The sequence below is a fragment of the Clostridium carboxidivorans P7 genome (assembly GCF_001038625.1).
GTDB lineage: Bacteria > Bacillota > Clostridia > Clostridiales > Clostridiaceae > Clostridium_AM > Clostridium_AM carboxidivorans.
In genome coordinates, this window is record NZ_CP011803.1 from 2,118,669 (window position 1) to 2,144,370 (window position 25,702).

Here is a 25,702-nt window from a genome sequence, read left to right on the forward strand (position 1 = left end):
GTGGTGAATATTTATATTATTGTGTACTTTATAGTTTTTCCTTGATGGCCCTTCTAATTCGTTTTATTCCCTCTTCAATCTGTTCAACACTAAGATGTCCATATCCTAAAATAATTTTATTATTATGTCTTCCTTTATGGATAGAATATTTTTCCACTGGATATACCTTTACTTTTTCCTTAATAATTTTTTTCATTATGTCTTCTGTAAATAAAATATTTTTAAACTGTACAACTAAATGCAGTCCAGCAGCCTCTCCTTCTATTGTATATTCACCTGCAAAATTATAATTTAAACTTTTTATTAGTGCCTGACGCTTTTTACAGTACTCCTTTTTCATTTTTAAAATATGTCTTTCAAGTTTTCCTTCATTAATAAATTTTGCAAGCACAAGTTGTGATATGGATTCAGTATGCACATCTGAATACATTTTTAAATTTAAATACTCAGGTATTAATGCTTCAGGTAATAAAATATATCCAAGCCTTAATGCTGGTGCTAAAATTTTACTAAATGAACCTATATATATTACTCTATTAGGATTCAACTCATAAACTGAACTTATTGGCTGACCTTCATAACGAAATTCACTATCATAATCATCTTCAATAATATAGCAATCTTTTTTCTCAGCAAATTTAATAAGTTCAATACGTCTTTGAATAGGCAGTACGCCTCCTAATGGAAATTGGTGTGAAGGTGTAACATAAACAAATCCTACGTCATTTTCTGTTTTAATCATATCTGTCCTCATACCTTTATTATCAACTGGAACAGGATTTATTAAGTATCCCTGAGATGAAATAACTTTTAATAGCCCATAATGAACAGGGTCTTCCACAATAGCTTCCTTTTCTCTACTATATAATAATTTTGATATCAAGGATAATCCTTGTGTAGAACCTGAAACAATCATTATTTGTTGTGGCTTACAATTAATTCCTCTTATTCTAAAAAGATATTTTGAAATTGCTTGTCTTAATTCCATTTTTCCTTCCGGATCACAATATCTGAAGTATGAAAAAGGTATATCTCTGTATATATTATTAAACAATCTTCCCAATTCTTTCTTAGGAAACATTTCAAGTGCAGGAATGCCTGAACGAAACTTAATTAAGTTATCATCATTCTCATATTTAAAGTTTTTAAAATGTTCTTCCACATTTACTTTATTTATCTGAAAATTAATGCCTTTTGATACAGTAGTACCTGATCCCATTTTGCTTTCAACATACCCTTCTGCCATAAGCTGTGCATAAGCTTCTAGCACAACATTTCTAGACACTTTTAAATTTTGTGAAAGCCATCTAGTAGAAGGTAATTTTTCTCCAGCTAATATTTTTTGTTCCAATATCATTGATTTAATTTGTTGATAAATCTGTCTTATGATGGAGATTTCCATATTTTTATCAATATTCAACCACATAATTCAACATCTCCTAATCAAGTGGTTCTACTATATTTTGTATAAAGTGGATCTATTTAAACCACTTTATATCTGTTAAAATTATAGCATACATAATATGAATTTATAATAAAACTGTAAGGAGTGTTACAAATTGCTGACTAAATCTGAATATTTCAAAAAAACTTATCCTGATGCTAAATTAGGAATCCTTGTAATGAATGATGTAAAAAACTTGAAGACGAACCCAGAATTTATTAAAACTAAATCATTATTAAAAGAACAATTATTAGTACAATATAAAAATTATGATAGAAAAGAATTTGTTAAATCTGAACCTATGTGCTATTACAAAAATTATTATAAAAAATTCAAAAAAACTTATCCCGTTTTACTTCAATTAGAATCAGTGGTGTTAAAATCAAATCCTATACCTAATGTTTCTACTATAGTCGAAGCCATGTTCATAGCAGAATTAAAAAACATGCTTTTAACTGCAGCACATGATCTTGATAAAATTGAAATACCTATTCAATTGAATTTAACCCATGGAACTGAAAGTTTTATTGGCATTTCTAACAAAGAACAATTTACTGCTGCAAATGATATGATGCTATCAGATCAAAAAGGTATTATATCTAGTATCCTAAATGGACCTGATTATAGAACCAGAATTACAAATGATACAAAAAATGTGCTTTTTTCTGTTTATGCTCCTACTGGTATCGATGATATTACTATACATAACCATTTAAATGACATTATTAAATATGTTTCTATTTTTTCTCCTAATACAAAAGTTCACTCACTTAACATATTCTAGAAAATTTTAACAATATTAAAGGAGGATAACTAAATTGGAAAAGAAAAATATATTAGTATTGACTGGAAGTCCAAGAAAAAATGGAAATAGTGATAGAATGGCTGATGCCTTTATAAAGGGCGCACTATCAGTAGGCCATAAAGTTGTAAAATTTGAAACAGCAATGAAAAAAATTCATGGCTGTAAAGCTTGTGGAACTTGCTGGATTAAAGGAAAACCTTGCTCTTTTCAAGATGATTTTGATGAACTTACACCTTTATTAGAAGCAGCAGATATGCTAGTAATTTCCACACCGTTGTATTGGTTTAGCTTTCCTACATATATCAAAGCTGCTATTGATAAGATGAATGCTTATTTGAAAGAAAATTGTAAACACCATTTAAAAATCAAAGAGACCATATTGCTTACATGTGGTGCAGATGAAGGAATGAAAATATTTGATGGAATAATAGTAACATATAAACAAATTGTAAGCTATATGAATTGGGAAAATAAAGGAGTGCTGGCAGTACCAAATGTTAAGGAAAAAGGTGATATTGAAAAAACAGATGCACTCTGGAACGCAGAAGAGTTAGGAAAATCCATATAAAATGCTTTTTACCTATATTTCACAAACAATTATTGTATAGATTATATTTTAAGGTTGTAAATTGTGTAAATTTAAGATATTATTTATAAATACATACTTATAATTACATTACAATAAGGAAGTGAATATCATGGATAACAAAAATTTAAAAATTGTTGTAACTGGAGATATATGCATAAATTCGCTGCAGTGGATAACAGAACCACAAAATAATAAAGGTTTAAACTGGCAAACCCATTTAAACGTACACAGTATGCTAAAATCAGGTGAATCCTTACTTTTAGCAAAACTTATATCATTAGCTGTAGATGCAGATGTACATTCACCTAAAATAGATGATATTGAAGCAAGCTTATCAAAAGATTTTCTACGTTCAATAGCTGAATTAGATCTTTTTCCTGCATATGCTGATGGAAAAAGTAATGACAAAGTATATAGAATAAAACGATTTTTGGGATTTACTGGTCCATCAAGTGATACTCCAAAGCTGCTTTCCATAGATGATGATGATTCTAATGCTGATATAGTTGTAATAGACGATGAAAATAATGGTTTTAACTCTAATGAAGAATTTTGGCCTTCAGCATTAAAAATACCTGAAAAATCTCCAATAGTTTTATATAAAATGAATAATCCTATTGGAACTAGTATCCTTTGGAAACAATTAGAAGAAGCTCATATTGAAAAAACTATAGTTATCATAAATGGAGATGATTTGCGTTCAAAGGGAGTTAATATAAGTAAAAGCCTTTCTTGGGAAAAAACAGCACAAGAATTTTTATGGCAAATTCATAACAATCCTAATCTTGCCTTTCTAGCTAATTGTCATCACCTTATAGTTCCTTTAGGCCTTGAAGGTGCTATCTATTATAGAGATGAAGGAATAAATGAAGCTTATCTATACTTTATCCCTTATGAATTTGAGGGAAGTTCTTTTAAAGATAATCAGGGTAAAATGTACGGCCTTACTTCTTGTTTTGCTGCTGGACTTGCTCGCAGTATTGCTTCAGGAATGTATAATAACGAAGAACTATCTTCATTAATATCAGAAGGAATACGCGAAGGAATTGTTGCTGCACAAAAATATTTTGTAAGTGGCTTCGGCAAAAATGTTGAAGAATTTCAATTTCCTAATCCCTCAATATTCATTGAAGATGAAAATGACTTTATATACAAGGATTTAATACAAGATGTAAAAATACCTGATAAGGAAAACAGCAGCTATTGGTATATCCTCAGCGATAAAAGTTCTGCTAATTTAGCTGAAATAGCCTATGATATAGTAAAAAATGGAGTAAAAAATGTACTTAATTCCATACCTATTGCACAATTTGGAAATTTACAAACTGTAGATAGAACAGAAATTGAAAGTTACAGAAGTATTAAAAACCTTATGTGCGAATATATTTCTAAAAAAAATGTTGTTAGACCTCTTTCTATATCTGTCTTTGGAACTCCAGGTTCAGGAAAGTCCTTTGGTATAACAGAAGTAGCTGATAGTATTGCACCAGAATTAATTGAAAAATTAGATTTCAACTTATCTCAATTTAGAACTCCACTGGACTTAATCAGTGCTTTTCACAAAATGAGAGACTTTTCATTAAAAGGTAAGATTCCACTAGTATTCTTTGATGAATTTGACTCTGCTTTTGAAGGAAATTTAGGCTGGCTAAAATACTTTTTAGCACCTATGCAGGACGGCATATTTAGAGATGGGGATTCTGTTCATCCTATAGGAAAAGCTATTTTTGTATTTGCTGGAGGAACAAGCAGTACTTTTAAAGAATTTATTGGTGAAGACATAAAGGAAGAAACTGAAAAGAAAAAATTCTTTATAGATTTTAAAGGTGCAAAAGGACCTGATTTTACAAGCAGATTAAGAGGATATGTAAATATTTTAGGTCCAAATCAAACAAATGAAAAAGATCAATTGTTTATAATTAGGAGAGCAATGCTTCTACGTTCACTGCTTGAAAGAAAAGTTCCCCACCTCATAAATGATGATGGAGAAGCTCAAATTGATAATGGTGTATTAAGAGCTTTATTAAAGATTAAAAGATATAAACACGAATCAAGGTCAATGGAAGCAATACTGGAAATGAGCATGTTAACTAATGCTAAAACTTGGGAACAATGTGACTTACCTTCTAAAGAACAGCTTAAATTACACGTAGATGAAGAACAATTTTTAAGACACTTAATGCAAGATGCTTTTTATGGAGAAAAAATTGAAAATCTTGCAATAGCTATTCACAATAAATATAGAATGCTTAATGAAAATAATACAAATATGGATCTTATAGATTTCCTTGTGCCATGGGAAAAACTTAGTGAAGAACTTAGAAATTCTAATCGTGAGCAAGCTATGTATATTCCAAATTCACTGCTTAAAATTAACTATGACATTATATCCGTTAAGAAAAGTCCAGGATATATTCAATTTACAGAAAGCGAATTAGAAATTTTAGCTAAGGATGAACATAAACGCTGGTGTCGTTACAGAAAAAGAAATGGTTGGAAATATGGGGAAGTTAAAGATAATAAAGAAAAAACTGATCCAGCCCTTGTCTCCTGGAATAATTTATCACAAGAGAGAAAAAACAAAGTATATCAAATGGTTAATATTTGGCCAGAAATATTGGCAAAATCAAATTTCAAGTTAGAAAGATTAAAATTTTTATCAAACTCCAATGCCAGTGTTTAAGCATTTTTTAGATTTTATGAAAAGTTAAGTGATAGTATTATTATACATTTCTAGAATTGACTAAATTGTGATGTTAAATAAATGCGTTGGTTTTAAAATTTGTATTTTTATATCAACGCATTTAATATTTATAAATACATATCAGTATTTTAGATAAAACAACTTATATTTTTAGCCTGTAGCAATATGATCATATCCAGCTGTTATTGTATCTTCAACAGATTCATTACCATATTCCTTGCATAATAATGCTCTAATATATCCTCTATCTTTATTTGTTGATTCAATATAAAATCCTCTACCATAATAAAATCTAACAAGTGATAGCATTCTAGAAGCAGTATGAAGATATAAATTTGTAACTCCCGCTTCCTTCATTTCAGTATCCACTGCATTCATCAATATTTTTCCTATACCTCTATTTTGAAAGTCTTCTTTAACAGCAAATCTACTTAGATAAGCAGTTTTATCTGACTTTATTTCAACTCTTACACTTCCAACAAGAACTCCATCTACAATTCCTACAAGCATAACCCTATTCTCTATTTCTTTTTTTAAGCTCTCATAACTTTCATTAAGCGGACTAACAAATTCTGTTATTCCTGCTCTTTCTGCATACATTTTAAAAGCTTCCTTAGACACCTCTTTTATTTGAGGAACATCCTCAAAAGTAGCTCTTCTAACTACAAAGGCCATATTTTTCATCGATCTACCCCCAATTCATATTTGTTAAAATAAAAAAATCAACCACTATATGTGGTTATGCTTATAATTTATTTATGTATAATTATACAATTATATGATTAAAAATTCAATATTTATTTTAAAAAAATTTTTAGTTAATACGTAAGAATGAAGAGTTAAGAGTTAATAGTTAGTGTTGATTTTTTTGCGACAGCTAAAAATCATCCTTCACTATTAACTCTTCATTATTACTTCTTAACTTGCGAAGCTTTGCTTCACATTATGCCTATATCAAGTTCCACAAAAAGTTCTATAAGCACAATTTCTTTTTTTAGGAAGTTTAGCATATTCATCCTGCTTTGCAGAGTATTCAAATGGATTTGAAAGAGCATCATTAAGTTTTTCCATTACACTATAATCTCCATTTACCGCAGCTTCCAGTGCCTCTTCTACCCTATGATTTCGTGGAATTATTGCAGGATTGCTGCTTTTCATTAACTCATATGAGGATTCCTTTGGCTCCTTTTGTCTCTCTAGCCTTGCCTGCCACATTTCATGCCACTTAACAAATTCTTCAGTATCAAATATCATCATATCTTCTAATTTATTAAGAGCTAATGCACGGAATGTATTTGTATAGTCTGCACCATATGTCTCCATTATGCTCAGCAGTTTTCCAATAAGAGCTTCATCCTCTATTTCTGTATTAAATATTCCAAGTTTTGCTCTCATTCCTGTTATCCAATTATTATGATACAAATCATCAAAGCTTGAAATAGCATCCTTTGCTAATTTTACAGCTAGCTCCTCATTATCACTGATAAGTGGAAGTAATGCTTCAGCTAATCTAGATAGATTCCACGCAGCAATATTAGGCTGATTACCATAGGCATATCGTCCATAAATGTCAATGGAGCTAAATACTGTTTCTGGATTATAGCTATCCATAAAGGCACAAGGTCCATAATCAATGGTTTCCCCACTAATAGTCATATTATCTGTATTCATAACTCCATGAATAAAGCCAACTAGCTGCCATTTAGCAATTAACGAGGCCTGACGTCTAATTATTTCCTCAAGCATAGAAAGATAGCGATCTTCATCATTATGAATCTCTGGAAAATGTCTTTTTAATGTATAATCAGCTAGTGCTTTAAGCTCCCCTACACTGCACCAGTTTGAAGCGTATTGAAAAGTACCTACGCGCAAGTGACTAGCAGCTACACGTGTTAGGATTGCACCAATCTCTTCTTTTTCACGAAATACTGTTTCACCAGTTGTAACTACTGCTAAACTCCGGGTTGTAGGAATATTAAATCCATGCATTGCTTCACTTATAATATATTCTCTAAGCATAGGTCCAAGCGCTGCTCTGCCATCTCCTCCACGAGAATATGGTGTTCTACCTGATCCTTTAAGCTGAATATCAAATCGTTGTCCTTTTGGGGTAATTTGTTCACCAAGCAGCAAGGCCCGGCCATCTCCAAGCATAGTAAAATGTCCAAATTGATGTCCTGCATAAGCTTGAGCAATAGGTACAGCTCCTTCAGGAATTTCATTTCCAGCAAATATAGCTGCACCATCATTATCTTTTAGCTCTTCAAAGTTAAATCCCAAAGACTTTGCAAGTGGATGATTGAGAATGATTAACTTTGGTGAAGATACAGGGTTTGGATTAAGTCTTGTAAAAAATGATTGTGGCAATTGTGCATAACTATTGGCTAAGTTCCATCCTGCTTTTACTACTGTTTTCGTCTCTGTTATCATATCTCTCTTTTCCTCCTATCTTTATCTAATAGCTGCCTTAAGATTTATTTATATAAAAATAGTGAAGCTATTTTTAGTGTCCTCTTCTTCTAATCTTATTATGCGTTTATCAATTTTATTTTCTTTAGCAATTTTGCACTTTACTTTATATGAAAAAACTGTATTTTTAACATGTAAGGTTCTTATAATGATAACATTGGAACATACAGCAAATTTATTCTTATATCTTTGATAAATTTCTATCTGTGTTTAAGAATAGGTGGTTATGTTATAATAAAGAAAAAAGTTTTTATAATGCTATATTAAATATTTTTTCAATACTTAAAACTTTGTTAGTCTCATATCTCTTAAATGAAGCATGTAAAAGGAGGTTTTGATTGTGTTAATATACCCATCAAAATCTTATAAATAAGCTTAAAGTAGGTGTCAAATTTGGAAAAATCAAAAATTTTAATTGTAGAAGATGATGAAGAAATAAACAATTTAATCTTTCATACTTTAAAAAAGGAAGGCTATGATATAGTGCAATTTTTTGATGGCAAAGAAGCTGTTGAAAAATATAATAATTCCTTTAATCTAGTAATACTGGATTTAATGCTTCCTTATGTTGATGGAATAGAAGTACTTAGACAAATTAGAACCGTTAATAATGCTCCAGTTATCATCCTTTCAGCTATGGATGAAGAAACAGATAGAATTATCGGACTAGGTATGGGCGCTGATGACTATATGGTTAAACCATTTTCAACAAGAGAATTGGTTGCAAGAGTTAAAGCTCAGCTTAGAAGATACGTTTATTACAATGAAGATAAACACAATTCCCTTCTAACCTATGATAAATTGAAATTAGATACTTCAAATTATAAAGTATTTAAAGAAAATAGAGAATTAAATTTAACCCCAATAGAATTTGAACTTTTAAAATTCTTTCTTGAAAATCCTGATAGAGTATTTACTAAAGCTCAAATATTTAATAATGTATGGAAAAATGAATATGTAAATGATGATAATACCGTAATGGTGCATATAAAAAGATTAAGAAATAAAATTGAGGACAACCCTAATAACCCTAAATATATAATCACTGTATGGGGAATTGGTTATAAGCTTGGTGAATAAGATGAAGTTATTGATATATATTTTGAGTATTATAATAATCCTTCTTATAATTTTGATGGTATCACTGATTAAAAAGATAAACTACATAAGCAAAACAGTAGATGAAGTTGTGCAGGGAAACTTCAACCAGAGAATAAGGTTTCAAAATCACATAAAACCTTTAAATACATTATGCATAAAAATAAATAGCTTAATCATGAAAATGCAAAAAATATTTAAAAGAAACAAAGTAAATGAAGATTCAATAAAAAAAATGATATCTAACATATCACATGATCTTAGAACTCCATTAACCTCAATGCTTGGATATATAGAACTTGTACTTAATGATAATACATTAAGTGAAGAAGAAAAAAGAAAATATATAGAAATAGTCTACAATAAGGGCAATCATTTATATAGTCTTATGGAGGAGTTTTTTCAAGTTTCCAAGCTTGAATCTAAAGATGTTAAATTGGATATAAGAAAAGTAAATATATCTGAAATTATAAGGCAAAATATAATATCATTTTTTAATGAATTAAAGAAACGTGACATGGAGCCGCAAATAAATATTCCTGAAGAGGATATATATGCTTTTGGAAATGAAAAAGCAGTAAATAGGATACTAAGTAATCTTATAAATAATTCTTTGAAATATGGATCTGAAGGTACCACAATAGGGGTTAATTTAACTTACGATAAGAACAATGTTTTTATATCTGTATGGGATAATGGCGTAGGGATACCTAAAGAAGAAATAGATTATGTATTTGATAGACTATATACTGTTGAAAAGTCAAGAAAATTAAATTTGAAAAGCAGTGGATTGGGACTTACCATAGTTAAAAAATTAGTAGAGGCCCTAGGAGGAACCATTTCTGTAAGTAGTATACCCTTTGAAAAAACAGCTTTTACATTTACTCTTCCAAAAAAACAAAAGTAAGGTTACAAAACAGACATTGTTAAATCTTACCAATAAAAGCTATACATATAAGAAAATTTGCTTTCTTATTATGCATGGCTTTTGTTTTTGTATATGATTTTTATATATTTATCAACAACTTCCATCTTAAATTTAAGAAAATTGTAAGAACTGTGTAAAAGCCATGTAAGGATTATGTTGTATATTATAAGTATGGAACAGTGATAACTTCACTGAACTAAAATTTAAATAAGCAGCAGCAAAAATATTTCTGCTCTCATAGGAGGATGACATGGAAAATATTCTTAAAACTTATAACTTAACTAAGGAATTTAAAAACTTTTCTGCAGTTAAAAACTTAAATATGACCATACAAAAAGGTGATATATATGGTTTTCTTGGAGAAAATGGTGCAGGCAAAACCACTACTATAAGAATGATCATGGGACTTATAAAAACAACTTCTGGAGAAATAGAACTATTTTCAGAAAAAGCTTCAAGTAAAAATAGAAGACTTCTTCAAAGAATAGGATCTATGATAGAATATCCAGGCTTTTATCCAAACCTTACAGCTAAAGAAAATTTAGAAATACACAGACGAATGATGGGTATGCAAGGGAAAGATTGTATAGCAGATTCTTTAAAAATAGTAGGAATAGAGGATGTAAAAGACAAGAAGGTAAAAGAATTTTCCCTTGGTATGAAACAAAGGCTTGGGATAGCTAGAGCCCTCTTACATCATCCAGAATTTTTAATATTAGACGAGCCCACCAATGGTCTTGACCCTATAGGAATAAAGGAAATTAGAGAATTAATCATTGATTTATCCCATAAACAAGGTATTACCTTTTTAATATCTAGCCACATATTAAGTGAAATTCAACAAATGGCAAATAAAATAGGAATAATTCATAAAGGAGAACTTTTAGAAGAAATAGCTTATGAAGAATTACAAAAAAGAAATAGACACTACATTAATGTTAAAGTGAATGATGATAAAAAAGCTTCCTTTATTTTAGAACAAAAATTAGATATAAAAGATTATGTTATATGGGAAAAGAATAATTTGAGAATTTATGAGAAACTTCAAGAAGCTTCAAATATAAATAGAATATTGGTTTCAAGCGACTTATTTGTAGATGAGATATGCTTAAAAGCAGACAGCTTAGAAGATTACTTTTTAAGACTTACAGGAGGAAATTAAATGTTTAATATAATATACTCTGAATTTTTAAAGCTAAAAAAATCTTATTTGTTTACTACAGCAGTAATTGCTTCAGTTTTTTTACCTTCAATTGCATTTATTGTGTCACTTTCAAATGATTATAGTGGTATTACAAGTGTTTTAAAATATACACTTATTAAAGATTACAGAGCTAATATAGAAGTCAATTGTTTTTGCTTTTTATATACAGTTTTATTCTCTTTGATTGCCGGATATGTCTTTTCCAGGGAGTTTGCTGATAAAACAGATAATGTAATATATACTTATCCAATTAACAGAACAAAAATATTTATAGGCAAATTAATAACCTTATATATAATAATTTCATTTATATATATTCTTCAATTCTTAGCTATGTATTTAAGTTTATGTATAGCCTGGCATGAATTTCCTTCCAATAACTTTATTATTACAGATATGAAGGTCAACGTATATTCATTGTTAATGCAATTTATATTGGTGCCTATACCTATATTAATTGCAAATATAACCAAAAATATTATTTTCCCAGTAGTATATGGGGTATTAGGAGCACTTTCTTGCATGTGCGCTATAGCTGTAGGTTCTGTGTATTCAGCTATTTACATGCAGTTTTCTCCTTTAATGCTTCCTATACTTCCTATGTATTATTTTCATGCAGGAGATCCCATTGATTTTATATTAACTACCATAAGTGTAGTTCTCACTTTCAGTATATTTATGTTTTTATCTATTTACCATTACAATAAAATGGATGTAAATTAAGTTTAGTGGAGGAATTTAAATGTTAAATATAATATATTCAGAATTTTTAAAGTTAAAAAAATCCTATATTTCATCTATAGCATTAATTGCTGGAGTAGTTATGAGTATACTTATGATAATTGGAAATTTGGCTGCAGGTATAAGTATGCCCTTTGAAAAATTTGCATGTAATATAGAACAGATGAATCTTATAATATTAAATCCAGTTTTATTTTCTTTAATAGCAGGGTATGTACTTTCTAGGGAATTTATAGATAAAACTGCTAGCATATTATATTCTTATCCCATTAGTAGAATGAAACTCTTTATATCAAAATTAATTACAATATATGTCCTGATTTTTCTGGTTTATTCTATTCAAGGGATATCTACAAGTTTAAGTTATTATATAGCAAATGGAATAGTACCTTCATATGCTCCTATAATCAATTATATAAAAGCTAACATAGTTTCTATGCTATTTCAATTTTTATTAATTCCAATTCCAATATTAATTGCAAATATCACTAAAAATATCATAATGCCAACAGTATACGGTATATTAAGCTTCATCACAGCAGGCTTTATAGGAAGTAATTTTGCTTATGCTGACTATATTCCTTTAATGGCACCTTATATTTCTACACAATATTTTTATTTTAATAAAGATATTAATCTTAATCATATTATATTTTCTACAGCCTTTTGTTTTATTATATTTATGCCAATTTGTATCTATGAATTCAATAAGAAAGAGATAGATTAAATTTTTTATACAAAAAGGAGTTCAACAATGAGTAAATTTATAAAAATTAGTTTTTGTTTTGTTTTAATTTTTTCAGTTATATTTTCTACTGGCTGTGAGTCCCAATATTTAGGTGGAGACAGAAATGCTAAGTGGAAAAAAGATTTAAGCTATTTAGAAGAAGCTCTTCCTAAAAAGCATGCAAATTTATTTTTTAAAACTAGTAAAGAGCAATTTCATAATGATATAAGCAGCTTGAAAAACTCTGTAGATAAATCAAATGACGATGAAATTGTAGCCGGAATTTATAAGATAATGGCATCTATTGGTGATGCACACTCCTCTGCCTATAAGGAATTTTCTAAAGTATATCCTATACAATTTTATTACTTTAAAGAAGGAATATATGTAATTAACACCACTAGTCAATATAGAGAAGCTCTTTATTCTAAGCTTATAAAAGTTAATGGAATAGATATAGAAAAAGTTAAAGAGTCTATTATTCCTCTAATTGTTGCTGAAAACGAAGGAATGGTAAAAAAAGGTATACCCAAATACCTAATTATGCCTGAAATTCTTCATGGAATTAAAATTGTACCGGACACAGAAAAAGCAGTATTTACCTTTGAAGATGATAAAGGTGAAACTTTTGATGTTAATATAAAATCTGTAGAAAGAGGCAAAAGCGATAAACTAATTGTAAATCAATCCTATGACAGCTCTTATCCTTTATATATGCAAAAACCAGAGTCAAATTATTGGTACAAGTATTTAGAAAAAGAAAAAACTTTATATTTTAAGTATAATCTGTGTTCACCAGATAAAGATGAAAAGGCACCTAAAATAGAAGATTTTATGGAAGATATGTTAAAGTTTATTGACAAACATCCTGTAGATAAATTTGTAATTGATATGAGAAGTAACGGAGGCGGCAATGATAAATACATAAAGCCTATTATAAATAAATTAAAAAATAGCAAGCTGAATAATAAAAATAGTTTATTTGTTATAGTTGGAAGAGGTACTTTTTCTGCAGCTATGGTTGATACAGTTGTTTTTAAGAAACAAACTAATGCAACCTTTGTAGGTGAATCTACTAGTGCTAAGCCTAGTCACTATGGTGCTGTGAAACATCTTACTCTTCCTAATTCAAAAATAGAGGTAGGATATTCTACACAGTTTAATGAAGCTGATGAAATTGATGAAAGCAATAAAGAAGGTAGTATGGATAATAACTTAAACACTTTTATACCAGACAAAACAATTGAAATATCCATAAAAGATTATGTAAATAAGAAAGATCCTGTTTTAGATTATATCCTAGGACTTTAACAACTTAAAACTCAAAAGACTAAAAGTTGAAATTTCTATATAAGACATATGAACACTTTGTGTTAATTATTCATATTCTATTATTGAACATTAGCACAATTACTAAAAAATTAATTATCACAAAAGTATGGACAAAATCCTAAATACCAATGTAATAAAGGTTAATAAAAAACTAATTGATTAAAAGGTGGTGTCTATTATGTCTGATAAGAAAATACTTTCAACAGGAGTTCTTGGTAAAGATATTAACGTAGCTTTTGCTGGAATAACTTTAGTCAATCTTGACCCTGATGACATCAGAAAAGTAATTGTCCACGTTTATCGTTGGGATTCAGGTTCTTCAACACCATTACCACTTAGTGCACCTAACCCTATTGTTTTAAATCCTAATACTTCTGTAAGAATAACTGCAAATCTACAAAATGCTTTCTTTTATGAAATAAGAATTATCCATCCAGGTGACAAAGATGTTTTAGTAAATTGCTATGGTGTTAGTAATTTCCCATTTGTAAATGGAGAAGGAGATACTGTACTGCAGCATGATCTTGTGGAAGTAAAATTAAAATAAATTAGTATGCACCCTAATGGTATGAAATTAACATCATTAGGGTGCTTTAATAATACTATAAAGAAGTTCCTGTTTAGATTACATATTGATTTTATAATAATTTTAAAGATATCCTCCAAAATTACACAATATTTTATAATAAAAATTTATTACTATTTAATTTCATATTATATATTTTAAATAGAAACCAATAAAATATTGTATTTAATTCTAATATTTTGATATAACTAAGGAAAATCAAGAATTTTATCTAAATTTAGAATTATCGCAACAAGGAGGATAATATGATTAATATTAAATGTGAGGAAGTTTTAAAATTAATTTCTCAATTAGAAGCTAAAATAGTTCCTACTGGAATAATGTTCCTATTTATCGAAAATCGTACAATTAAATGGAAAGTGAATTCTCAAAAATTTGATATTGATATTTTTAAAGAAGGCTCTAGTGTATCTGAAACTGCTATTGCTGTAAGGGCAATGAATGAAGGAAAAATTCTAAATGAAAAAATACCAAGAGAAAAATATGGACAAAGATTGATTACTATTGCAATACCACTTGTTGATGATTCAGATGCACCAATAGGTGCTTTTTCCATAGTACTACCAAGACTTCATCCTGTTGCCGCTAGCTTCCCAAACTTTGCACCTATAGTAGCCGAACTCTTTCCAGAAGGAGCTTTCTTATATATGTCCGATTTAACTAAAATAGCATATGTCCAAGGCTCTAAAAAGTTTAATTTATCTAACATGCATGTAGGTTATGAATTAAAGGAAACAGACATTGCATATCAAACTATTCATTCAGTAAAAGCTCAAGTAAGAGAAATAGATGCAGAACGTTATGGCATTCCCGTTTATATAGCAAATCATCCATTATATGATGAAGATACAGGTAAAAATATAGTAGCAACCCTTGGTGTTGTGGTTCCCAAAAGTGCTTCTAGTAAATTAAAAGGTATTGCCGGAAATTTATCGACAAGCTTAAATGGTATAGCTGCAACTGTTGAGCAGTTGGCTTCCAGTGCAACAAATATACATGAAAATGGACAAAACTTATACAATCACATAAGCTCTGTTAGTGAAGTTTTAGACAAAATAAATAGTATCTCTGAGTTTATTTCCTCAGTAGCTAACCAATCAAATATGCTTGGACTTAATGCTTCAATAGAAGCTGCACGTGCTGGAGAAATGGGACGAGGTTTTTCAGTTGTAGCTAATGAAATTAGACAACTATCCACACAATCAAAAGAAACTGTACCTCAAATTAAAGTATTAACGGAAGAGATAAAAAATAAAATAAATGAGATTAATAAAGAAAGTAGTGAATCCTTAGCAGCAAGTGAAGAACAAGCTTCTGCTACAGAAGAAATTTCTGCTAGTGTTGAAGAATTATCAGCCATGGCAAATGAATTAGAGAATATTGCAAAAGACTTATAAAACAAAAATATTGAGCCATAAGAGTACAGTGGAAGTTTAAATTTTAACTTTTACTCCGTGATATATGATAAGTGTTTCATCACGGCTAAATGTTTCAATTATTCTAAAGCTCAAAATTTGTGAAAGCCTAAGAACTTTGTCAAACTCGGTTCCCTCAAACAGGACTAAAGTTCTAAGGCTTTCACAAACTTTTCGCTAAGAATAATAAGAAACAATTTAGCTAATGTGATGAAACACTTATCATATATCACTGCATAAAAGTTAAAATTCAAACTAGTCACTTTGCTTACATGTGCTTGTATCACAATATTTTCAAACTGTAAAAATTGAGTGGTTTATCTTTTATGCTATTTTACACTTTCCATAATTATATCTTCATACCTAACTATTCCAAGGGGATTAACTCTTACCCCTATAATTCCATCTCTAAAAACATATCCTACCTGTGGATGATATAAAAATATCCAAGGAGCATCATTTACTATTATTTTTTGCAAATCTTTATATATTTCCATTCTCTTATGGGGATTTACTATTTTTTTGGCTTTATTCATCATACTTGTCACTTCTGAATTATTATATCCAGTGAAATCTGTAACATTGGTTGGATTAAACATTGGCTGAAGAAAATTATCCATATCTCCAGTATCTGAAATCCACCTGCTTAAAAACAAATCACATTTATCAATTGATTCAGGTTTTAAGTACTTGTCTGGACTTACCTTATCTAAAACACATTCAACTCCTATGCTTTTTAGATCACTTATAATAAATTGCGTTATTTTATTAAAAGTAGATTCACTACTTTCATCTCTAACTAAAACTCTAAGCTTTGTATTTCCTATTAGTCCATACTTTTTATTTAAAATTTCTCTTGCTAATGAAGGATTATATGTTAAATCTTTTAAATATCCATTGTCAATCATGTTAGAAGGCATAGGTCCTCTTGCCTCTTCTCCAAGTCCTCCTAAAACTTCATCAATAATTTTCTTCTTGTTAACTGCTAAATTAAAAGCATACCTAATTTCATTGTCCTTTGCAAAAATAGAATTAGACTTCAAATTAAATCCTGCATAATAAGTTCCCATAACACTTTTATACTTTATATTTGAAACTTTAGCATTTGATAATTCACCTATCTGTTTCTTATTATCTATTGTTATAAAATCACAATCTTTTTTTATAAAACTATTAGTAGCTTGTCCTCCTTCGAATTCTACAATAATCTTATCTATGTACGCCGTTCCACCAAAGTAATCTTTAAATGCAGTTAGTATACATCTATCCTTTTCTTTACTTTCTATGATGTATGGTCCACACCCTGTAAGTTGTCCTTTTTCAAGATCTTCTTTAGACAATATACAACAAATATACTGTCCTAAATTAAGTAGAAATCCACTATATGGAGATGTTAATTTAATGGAAATTCTATATTTATCAAGTACTTTTATTCCTTTTACTTCTTTTGCTAGTCCTTTTGAATATTCTGCAGAACCTTCAATTTGTTCCAGGAACCAAGCATTAGGTGATTTTAATGACGGACTTAACAATCTTTCATAAGAATACTTTACATCCTCAGCGGTTATTTCTCTTCCATTATGAAACTTAGCACCTTTTCTTAAATTGAATATCCAAGTTAAATTATCCTCTTCAACATACCAACTCTTAGCAGCGCCTGGAGTGATCTCACCTGTTGAACTAATTAATAATAATCCACCATGGACATTATATAAAATTTGACCACTTTGTGCATCAAAAGCTAATTGGGGATCATATCCTAATGGAGCTTCACTCAAAAAAGTTTTAATTACTGATTCACTTTTGTCTTCTCCTTGAATTTTTCCAAGAAGCTTAGTTGATATACTTTGAAGATCTTTCGCAACATTTGAAAGAATGTTCAAAGTAGTTTTTGTATACTGAGTATTTAATGTAGTTGTTTCTATCATTTCCATAACTTTTTCGGAAGTTTTATTCATTTCTTCTGTTGAAATGATAATACTCTCTAAGCTTTCCGTTTGTTTTGAAATGGCAGTGTTGATTTCTTCTGTTACATTACTAGTAGTACCAACAGCATTTATTATATTATTGAATACTTCCTTAGTATTGTTTGAAATTTCATTTCCTTCCTGTACCTTACCCATACTTTTATCCATAGCATCTATAGTTTTATCTATACTCAAATTTATTTCATTAATTGTACTTGAAATCTGCTCTGCTGATTCTGAACTTCTTTGAGCCAGCTCTTTAACCTCTTTAGCAACTACTGCAAAGCCTTTACCAGCTTCTCCAGCTCTTGCTGCTTCAATAGATGCATTTAAAGATAATAAGTTTGTATTGTCTGCTATGTCTTTTATAATTGTGAGCATTTCATTTATGTGCTTTGCCTTTAAGCTTAATTCATTTACAACTTCTTTAACAGCTTTAACAGATATCCCAATATCATTCATAGCTTGTATAGAATTATCCACGGCCTTACTGCCTTCTCTAGCTATTCCCATTGTTTTTTCTGCTATTTGTTTTGAATTTTCAGTACTTGCAAAAACTTCTTCTGCCAAAGCTGAATAATTATTTACTTCATTCACAACCTTTTCTATAGATTCCATTTGCACTTCTACATTTTCTCCAATATTTTGTGTTAACGATATCAAATTTTCAGTTGCAAAATCAGTTTCCTTAATTTTTTCACTTATTCTTGTTACTATGCATTGTTGATTACGCTTTAATAAATTTAATTCACCTGTTTGTTTTATATTCTTATCATCCATTTGTTTAATATCTTTTTCAGTTAATTTTCGTTTATTTTTTATCCATCCTAACATTATAATTTCCTCCCATTTGGTTGATGAAAAAATAAAATTTCACATGAAAATTATACCACAAAATAATGCAAAATGCGCAGTATTTATTCCACATATTAATAAAATACAAATTATGTAACATAAATGTATATTTATTACAAAACAGATAGCTATATTCTTATTATTTTATTAGTATGATATAAAAATTAAACTTGGATGATATAAAATATCCCAAATGGATATTTTATATCATCCAAGTTATTTAGTATTTTATCATTTTATTTAATAAATTCCATTAACTTATCTACAAAAAACATTTCATATTATTCATATCTTAAAGCTTCAATAGGATCTAACTTTGCTGCTTTGGTGGCTGGATATAATCCAAAGAATATTCCAATTGCCGATGAAAATGAAAATGCTATTAGTATTATCCCAATGGATATTGGAATGTGTATTTTTAAGAAGGCTCCAACAATCTTACCTGTAGTTATACCAAAAATGGTACCAATTATTCCTCCTATAAGACATAGTATTATAGATTCCATAAGGAATTGTACTTTTATATCACGTGTTTTTGCTCCAATTGCTTTTCTTATACCAATTTCTCTAGTTCTCTCTGTTACAGATACAAGCATTATATTCATAACACCTATTCCACCTACTAAGAGTGATATAGCTGCAATAGCACCAAGTATAGTTGTTATAACACTTAACCCTTTGGTTACAGCTTCAAGTCCTTTAAATCCATTTTCAGCTACATATATACCTTTACTCTGATGCTTACTTTCAAGAGTTCTTATTATACTAGAGCTTATCGCATCTGCTTTACTCATATCTGATAACATTACTGACATATAGCTAATATTAGTATTTGTAATCAGCCTATCTGCTGTTGTTATAGGTATGAATACTTCACCTGGCGCATTATCTGATGCTTCTCCTAAATTTGAATTAGGATCCTTATATACACCAACTATATGAAAATTTACTTCTCCATTATCCGATGTGAGCTCAATATCCTCTCCAATTGCATTATCAGTTCCACGAAATAACTTTCCAGCTGTCTTTTCATCTATAATTGCTGCACTAGATCTTGCATCTACATCATGTTGATTTAGAAATCTTCCACTGATCATTTTTATACCTGAAAGCTTGTCATACCCTTGTGTTGATGCTACAATCCCTGCACGCCTAGATTTATTCTGGACCTTCAAATTCCCACTACCTGAAAGCATTGGAACAACTTGTGTAACTTCAGGTATCTTATCCTTTATTAGATCAATATCATCCATAGTAAAGTAGTCCTTCCTTTCTATGGATTTATCTGAAGATTGATTTAAACGCACATTAACTACATTACTGCCTACCCCCTGAAACTCCCCGGCAATATATTCTTTTGCTCCAGCACCTATAGAAACTATAGTTATTACGGAAGATATTCCTATTATTATTCCAAGCATAGTTAGCAAAGATCTTAATTTATTTGACTTTATGCTCTGTAATGCAGATTTAAAGCCTTCTTCTACATTCATTAGTTCTGCCCCCCAACTATAGTCCTATTTGCAACTAAACTATCAGAAATTATAGTTCCATCCTTAAAAACTACATTTCTTTTTGTGTGCATAGCTATATCAGGTTCATGTGTAACCATAACAATAGTTACACCTTCATCATTCAAGCTTTGAAAAATACCCATTATTTCTTCACTTGAAACACTATCTAAATTTCCAGTAGGTTCATCTGCAAGTATTATAGAAGGATTATTAACTAAAGCCCTTGCAATAGCAACCCTCTGTTTTTGCCCTCCTGACATTTCATTAGGTTTATGCTGAATTCTGTTAGATAATCCAACCTTATCTAATGCCATTTTTGCTTTCTTTTCTCTTTCATGCTTAGGTATTCCTGCATACATCATTGGAAGTTCAACATTTTCCATAGCTGTAAGTTTGGGAAGTAAATTAAAAGCTTGAAATACAAATCCTATTTTTTTATTTCTTATTTCAGCTAAGCTATTGTCATCCAGCGAAGACACATCCACATCTTCCAAGTAATACTTTCCCTCTGTAAGTTTGTCCAAACATCCAAGGACATTCATAAGAGTAGACTTTCCAGACCCAGAAGCACCCATTATAGCTACATATTCTTCTTTTTCAATTTGTAAATTAATTTCCTTTAAAGCTCTAAGTTTTATTGATCCAGTATCATATACTTTAACTAAATTCTCCAATTTAATTATCACTTATTGGTCCCTCCTGTTTGGGCCTTTGAAGCATCTTTTACAATTTCACCATCTTTAAGTGAATCGGAAGGATTGGTTACATATTTTTCTCCCTGTGCAAGACCGCTTATAATTTCTACTGCATCATCAGTTTCAATTCCAGTTCTTATATATTTTTTTGAAACTTTATTTTCAGAATTTACTATGTAAACATACTTTCTTTTTGTAGCCTTATCTTGTTTTATGTTATCCACACCCATAACAATTGTATTTTGTCTTTCATTAAATACAACTTCTACATCAGCCTTATATCCTGATTTTATACTGTCACCTGTACCTGCACCATCAAGAGTTACTATAACATTTACCTTAGCTTCCTGCTGTGCATTTTTATCATCCATCTTTGTTTGGGCTATTTGACCAACATCCGTAACAGAACCAATATACTTCATTTTGTCATTTCCTTTTATTTTAACAATAGCCTTTTGTCCCTTTGAAACCTTCATAGCATCATATTGACTCATATCTATAGAAACTTTATACTTTGAATTATCATCTACTATTATCTTATCACCTGTTTGTGGAACTTGGCCTTCTTTTGCATCAACTTTTACCACTTTTCCATCTACACCAGATTTTATGTCACATTGAGCTATTTTTTCATTTAAGCTATCAATTTGAGCTCTTATAGAACTTGTTGAAATTGACTCATTACTATTTTTTCCTTGTCCTCCTGGAACTTGTGCCTTTGACATTGCACTTTGAGCATTGCTTAAATCTGCTTGTACTTTATTTAATTCATTTTTATAATCAGATGAATCCATTTGAACCAAGACATCATCCTTTTTTACATCTTGTCCTTCTGTTACTAATACTTTTGACACTTTTTGAGTATTACCCAAAGTTATTTCATTTCTATAATTAGGTTGTATAGTTCCAGAAACCATAGTACTTTGAGCTATATTTTTCTTGATAACCTTAGATATACTCACACTTTTTATTTGAGATTTTTGAGCCTTTGAATAAGAAGATATTCCAATTATTATAATTATAATTATGACAATTGCTATAATCCCCAATTTCTTCTTGTTTTTTATAAATTTAAACTTGGATTCCATTTTTCCTTTTCCTCACCTTTCTAAGTATAATATACAGATTATTTAAAAATACAATACATCTTCATTATAACAATTATTACAAAATTATGTAAACAAACACAAAACTGACATTATATAAAATCCAATGCCAGCTTGTCTATTATGAAAACTTAATGACAGTACCTTTAAGTTAAACCCTTAATAACATTGAAAATTTAACAATAACTGAAACAATATAAATTACCAAAACTATTATTGCAGCTTTCTTAATCTTCATCTTAAATACAACTGAAGTTCCTATTGCCGCTAATATACTGCTCCATATATAGAAAAAATCTATAGATGAAAATAACTTATAAATAGCACTTTTTGTATCTACTGACGAGCTCAAAAACAATGCAAAGCTTGTGGAAACATTTTTCACATTTTGTGGTTCTGTAAACATCGTTATTATTGCAGTTAAAATTAATCCTATTAGCATTGGAACATAAGCTAAAAGATTTATGCAATATAAGTTTTTAAAATTTCCATTTTCTTTTGTAATATATGCAGCAAGTTTAATAAATGCACTTGATATCAATGCCGCTAAAGCTGGCATAATTAATGCTCCAATTATTCCAGAAATTACAACTCCCATTTTTATCATTGGAAGTGCAGCTTGAGAAACATTTGTCATTTCTTGAGTTTTTGAAATAGTATAACTTATAAGTTTAGGCAGCTTTACTATAGTAACAATTAATTGAATAAACGTTATGGGGATTAAGTATCTCCACACTTTTGGATTTTGATTAACTTTCTCCATTGTTTCTTTTGGCGATATTACAGCACCAATAAGAGTTTTTAAAATTCCATCTTTACTTTCTTTTGACATTAATTCTCCTCCTAATTTGAAATAATTCAGTTCAATACAGGCATTAGCTATTCATATTTATTATGTGAATGCTTGTAAATTTTGTGTTTATACTGTGCATATATATTATATACAGTATGAACACAAAAATCAATTAACTTATCCATAAAAGTAAAACAAAACTACTTATGGAAAAATATAATTATTGATACATCTTATTGTAATAATTATATTTCTTTAAATTTAATTTCACTTTTTTGATAAAATCTTGATTTTTATTTGATATTCTTATTTTGCAAACAAGAAAGCAGTTATTTAACTGACTGTAAAGTTTATTATATGAGGAGCGTTAATTATGCAAGAAAATTATTTATTACAAACTGAAAAATTAACAAAAAAATTTAAAAAGGAATATTCGGTAAATTCTCTTTCCATTTCAATTCCTAAAAATCATATTTATGGATTGTTAGGTGCTAATGGAGCAGGAAAATCTACCACACTAAAAATGATAACAGGATTGTTAAAGCCAACTTCAGGTGAAATTATATCTGATGGTCACAAATGGAATCGTAATGATTTAAAAGATATAGGTTCTTTAATTGAACAGCCACCTATTTATGGAAATCTAACTGCAAAAGAAAATTTAAAAGTTCATACTACTCTTTTAGGATTACCAGATAAGCGTATTCGTGAAGTATTAAAAATTGTAGATTTAACAGATACCAGCGATAAACAAGCTAAAAATTTCTCTATGGGCATGAAACAACGTTTAGGTATTGCTATTGCAATTTTAAACCATCCAAAATTATTGATTTTAGATGAACCTACCAATGGCTTAGATCCTATAGGAATTCAAGACTTGCGAAAATTAATAAAATCTTTTCCAGAGCAAGGAATTACCGTAATTTTATCCAGTCACATCTTAGCTGAAGTAGAACAGGTTATAGACTATGTGGGAATTATGAGTCATGGTATTTTAGGCTACCAAGGCAAAATCAATCCTGGTGAAGATTTAGAAGCCTTATTCATGGACGTTGAATACGAAACTAGAAAAAAGAGAGGAATTATATAATGATTAAATATTTAATTGCTGAAAATTTAAAAACTAAAAAAACTATACTTCGCAAACTATTAATTTCTATACCAATGTTATGTGTAAGCCTTGCTCTTATTTTTGACTTTTTAGGTTTTGGATATTTTACTAGTAAATCTGCTTTTACTTCAATAAATCATTGGTCATTATCCTGGATGCCACTTTTAGTTGTTTTTCTTACAGGTATGTTTCATAAAATTGAGCAAAACAGTACAGGCTATAAAACCATTCTTTCTTTTCCAATTGATTTAAAGAAAAGCTGGATAGCTAAAATTGCAATTTTATCATTTTTTACATTAATAGCTTCCTTATTTTTAGGAATACTTACAATCATATTAAATATTGCATTTACTAGTACAGAAGCAAGTGTTGTTCCATTTTATAATTGTCTTATATCAATTATCATAAGCTGGATTACATCACTTTGGCAAATCCCATTGTGCTTATGGTTAAGTAGAAAAATAAACTTTTTTATCTTATTAATTTTAACTTATGGTGCTAATTTGGAACTTGGTGCAAGCAGAGCTCCCTCTTCTTTATGGTGGTTATTCCCATGGAGCATACCTCTTAGATTGCAATGTCCATTACTACACTTACACCCTAATTGTTTACCACTAGATTCAAATAGCCCATTATTAAATTCTTCAGTTATTCCAGTTGGAATTGTATTAAGCATTTTGTTGTTTTTTATATTAGTCCTTATTACAAGTTATTCATTTAATAAAAGCGAGGTATGTTAGTATGATTACATTTTGGCATAGTTATAAAGCAGAATTTTTAAAAAATAAACATGGTGTTTTTCTATGGACACATATTATATTGCTTTTACTATTAGTTATTTTTATGACCTTTTATAGATTTGGAAAATTAAATGATTTAGCTTTATTTGATTATTTCTTTAAAGCAATTGGCTTTTTCTTTCCAATAATTTCTGCAGTACTTTGTGGATTAATTGCAGACCAAGAAAAACAAGCTGGGCACTGCCAAATAATGCTCAGCAAACTTCCTCATAAGGCAACTACCTTTCTAAGTCAATTGTGTATGCTTCTTACTATGAGTTTATCTTCTATCTATTTAGCAATTATATTATTTATAATATCAATGAAATGTATAATCCATGTAAATAACACTAATTATCTTTTATATTTTAAAACAGGTTTTTTCATATTTTTAAGTGTTATTTTCCTTTACACTTTATATTTAGCTTTGGCCTATCATTTTAGTACTGGAGTTTGTATTGTAACTGGATTTGCTGGTTTAATCATTGCTGCTTTAGCCTCTACAGGCCAAGGGGACGGTGTTTGGATGTTCTTACCATGGGTATGGCCTATGAGAATTATAAACTTTATACTTAAATTTCAATTTAAAGTTTCAGGAGAAGTACTGTCAGCTTATACCTATGATGAACTAACTACAGGCTTAACATTTATGACAGTAATGACAATTTGCTGTATTGTCATTTATATTCTTTCATTTCATTTTTGGGAAGGTAGACAAAAGTAACTAAAATTTAGTAAAATAAATTCTATGTAGTTTCACTCAATTTTCGCACATACAAAATTTTGACTTAATATACACTAATCCAAAAGTTGAGTTATTAAATGTACAAGGATGTGAAA

Annotated in this window: 22 protein-coding genes; 14 read left to right on the forward strand and 8 right to left on the reverse strand. The window is 29.4% G+C overall.

All coding sequences use genetic code 11. From position 1 onward, the window contains the following. Window positions 1-28: 28 nt before the first annotated feature. On the reverse strand, window positions 29-1,426 hold the full coding sequence (pdxR, locus tag Ccar_RS09100) for a MocR-like pyridoxine biosynthesis transcription factor PdxR (protein ID WP_007063213.1): 1,398 nt from the start codon (window positions 1,424-1,426) through the stop codon (window positions 29-31). Between the two features lie 133 nt (window positions 1,427-1,559). On the opposite strand from pdxR, the gene Ccar_RS09105 reads away from it, so the two are divergent. The 3 genes from Ccar_RS09105 to Ccar_RS09115 all read left to right on the forward strand — a co-directional run bounded on the left by Ccar_RS09105 (window position 1,560) and on the right by Ccar_RS09115 (window position 5,521). Next, window positions 1,560-2,228 (forward strand): phenylalanine--tRNA ligase beta subunit-related protein, encoded by a 669-nt coding sequence (locus Ccar_RS09105; protein WP_007064223.1) that lies wholly within the window; start codon window positions 1,560-1,562, stop codon window positions 2,226-2,228. 34 nt (window positions 2,229-2,262) lie between these two features. Continuing rightward, window positions 2,263-2,817: a flavodoxin family protein gene (locus Ccar_RS09110; protein WP_007064222.1), complete on the forward strand. Its 555-nt coding sequence runs from the start codon at window positions 2,263-2,265 to the stop codon at window positions 2,815-2,817. 130 nt (window positions 2,818-2,947) lie between these two features. Beyond that, complete coding sequence (locus Ccar_RS09115) at window positions 2,948-5,521, forward strand: RyR domain-containing protein (RefSeq protein WP_048030039.1); 2,574 nt, start codon at window positions 2,948-2,950, stop codon at window positions 5,519-5,521. A 171-nt stretch (window positions 5,522-5,692) separates the two neighbouring features. Here Ccar_RS09115 and Ccar_RS09120 read toward each other — a convergent pair whose 3' ends face one another. Beyond that, window positions 5,693-6,226 (reverse strand): GNAT family N-acetyltransferase, encoded by a 534-nt coding sequence (locus tag Ccar_RS09120; RefSeq protein ID WP_007060385.1) that lies wholly within the window; start codon window positions 6,224-6,226, stop codon window positions 5,693-5,695. A 270-nt stretch (window positions 6,227-6,496) separates the two neighbouring features. Continuing rightward, complete coding sequence (locus Ccar_RS09125; RefSeq protein ID WP_179945244.1) at window positions 6,497-7,969, reverse strand: protein adenylyltransferase SelO; 1,473 nt, start codon at window positions 7,967-7,969, stop codon at window positions 6,497-6,499. A gap of 435 nt (window positions 7,970-8,404) precedes the next feature. Here Ccar_RS09125 and Ccar_RS09130 point away from each other — a divergent pair, with 435 nt between their 5' ends. From Ccar_RS09130 to Ccar_RS09165, 8 genes are all read left to right on the forward strand, one after another. Beyond that, complete coding sequence (locus Ccar_RS09130) at window positions 8,405-9,091, forward strand: response regulator transcription factor (RefSeq protein ID WP_007060383.1); 687 nt, start codon at window positions 8,405-8,407, stop codon at window positions 9,089-9,091. Window position 9,092: 1 nt separating this feature from the next. Beyond that, window positions 9,093-10,016, forward strand: a complete 924-nt coding sequence (locus tag Ccar_RS09135; RefSeq protein ID WP_007064641.1) for a sensor histidine kinase — start codon at window positions 9,093-9,095, stop codon at window positions 10,014-10,016. 271 nt (window positions 10,017-10,287) lie between these two features. After that, the gene (locus Ccar_RS09140) at window positions 10,288-11,199 is read left to right on the forward strand and encodes an ABC transporter ATP-binding protein (RefSeq protein ID WP_007060381.1); all 912 of its coding nucleotides are present in this window, start codon (window positions 10,288-10,290) and stop codon (window positions 11,197-11,199) included. Continuing rightward, window positions 11,200-11,964 carry an ABC transporter permease gene (locus Ccar_RS09145; protein ID WP_007060380.1) on the forward strand — a complete coding sequence of 255 codons (765 nt, stop codon included), beginning with the start codon at window positions 11,200-11,202 and terminating at the stop codon, window positions 11,962-11,964. It begins immediately after the preceding gene. 19 nt (window positions 11,965-11,983) lie between these two features. Then, a complete protein-coding gene (locus Ccar_RS09150) occupies window positions 11,984-12,709 on the forward strand; it encodes an ABC transporter permease (RefSeq protein ID WP_007060379.1) in 726 nt (241 codons plus the stop codon). A gap of 27 nt (window positions 12,710-12,736) precedes the next feature. Next, window positions 12,737-14,020 (forward strand): S41 family peptidase, encoded by a 1,284-nt coding sequence (locus Ccar_RS09155; protein WP_007060378.1) that lies wholly within the window; start codon window positions 12,737-12,739, stop codon window positions 14,018-14,020. Between the two features lie 199 nt (window positions 14,021-14,219). Next, entirely contained in the window at window positions 14,220-14,588 is a 369-nt protein-coding gene (locus Ccar_RS09160; RefSeq protein ID WP_007060377.1) for a hypothetical protein, read from the forward strand. A gap of 284 nt (window positions 14,589-14,872) precedes the next feature. Further along, window positions 14,873-16,024: a methyl-accepting chemotaxis protein gene (locus tag Ccar_RS09165; RefSeq protein ID WP_007060376.1), complete on the forward strand. Its 1,152-nt coding sequence runs from the start codon at window positions 14,873-14,875 to the stop codon at window positions 16,022-16,024. A gap of 347 nt (window positions 16,025-16,371) precedes the next feature. Here the strand turns inward: Ccar_RS09165 and Ccar_RS09170 are convergent, their stop codons facing one another. The 5 genes from Ccar_RS09170 to Ccar_RS09190 all read right to left on the reverse strand — a co-directional run bounded on the left by Ccar_RS09170 (window position 16,372) and on the right by Ccar_RS09190 (window position 23,011). Next, window positions 16,372-18,843 carry an ABC transporter substrate-binding protein gene (locus tag Ccar_RS09170; RefSeq protein ID WP_007060375.1) on the reverse strand — a complete coding sequence of 824 codons (2,472 nt, stop codon included), beginning with the start codon at window positions 18,841-18,843 and terminating at the stop codon, window positions 16,372-16,374. A 302-nt stretch (window positions 18,844-19,145) separates the two neighbouring features. Then, complete coding sequence (locus tag Ccar_RS09175) at window positions 19,146-20,357, reverse strand: ABC transporter permease (RefSeq protein WP_007060374.1); 1,212 nt, start codon at window positions 20,355-20,357, stop codon at window positions 19,146-19,148. Further along, on the reverse strand, window positions 20,357-21,064 hold the full coding sequence (locus tag Ccar_RS09180) for an ABC transporter ATP-binding protein (protein WP_007060373.1): 708 nt from the start codon (window positions 21,062-21,064) through the stop codon (window positions 20,357-20,359). The genes Ccar_RS09175 and Ccar_RS09180 overlap by 1 nt, the downstream gene beginning before the upstream one ends. Then, on the reverse strand, window positions 21,061-22,161 hold the full coding sequence (locus Ccar_RS09185) for an efflux RND transporter periplasmic adaptor subunit (protein ID WP_007060372.1): 1,101 nt from the start codon (window positions 22,159-22,161) through the stop codon (window positions 21,061-21,063). Before Ccar_RS09185 ends, Ccar_RS09180 begins: the two co-directional genes overlap by 4 nt. A gap of 169 nt (window positions 22,162-22,330) precedes the next feature. Continuing rightward, on the reverse strand, window positions 22,331-23,011 hold the full coding sequence (locus Ccar_RS09190) for a YIP1 family protein (protein WP_007060371.1): 681 nt from the start codon (window positions 23,009-23,011) through the stop codon (window positions 22,331-22,333). Window positions 23,012-23,345: 334 nt separating this feature from the next. On the opposite strand from Ccar_RS09190, the gene Ccar_RS09195 reads away from it, so the two are divergent. The 3 genes from Ccar_RS09195 to Ccar_RS09205 are packed head-to-tail and all read left to right on the forward strand — an operon-like array spanning window position 23,346 to window position 25,586. Then, window positions 23,346-24,062: a lantibiotic protection ABC transporter ATP-binding protein gene (locus Ccar_RS09195; RefSeq protein ID WP_007060370.1), complete on the forward strand. Its 717-nt coding sequence runs from the start codon at window positions 23,346-23,348 to the stop codon at window positions 24,060-24,062. Beyond that, a complete protein-coding gene (locus Ccar_RS09200) occupies window positions 24,062-24,823 on the forward strand; it encodes a lantibiotic immunity ABC transporter MutE/EpiE family permease subunit (RefSeq protein WP_007060369.1) in 762 nt (253 codons plus the stop codon). The genes Ccar_RS09195 and Ccar_RS09200 overlap by 1 nt, the downstream gene beginning before the upstream one ends. 1 nt (window position 24,824) lies before the next feature. Beyond that, window positions 24,825-25,586: a lantibiotic immunity ABC transporter MutG family permease subunit gene (locus Ccar_RS09205; RefSeq protein WP_007060368.1), complete on the forward strand. Its 762-nt coding sequence runs from the start codon at window positions 24,825-24,827 to the stop codon at window positions 25,584-25,586. Window positions 25,587-25,702 lie beyond the last annotated feature (116 nt).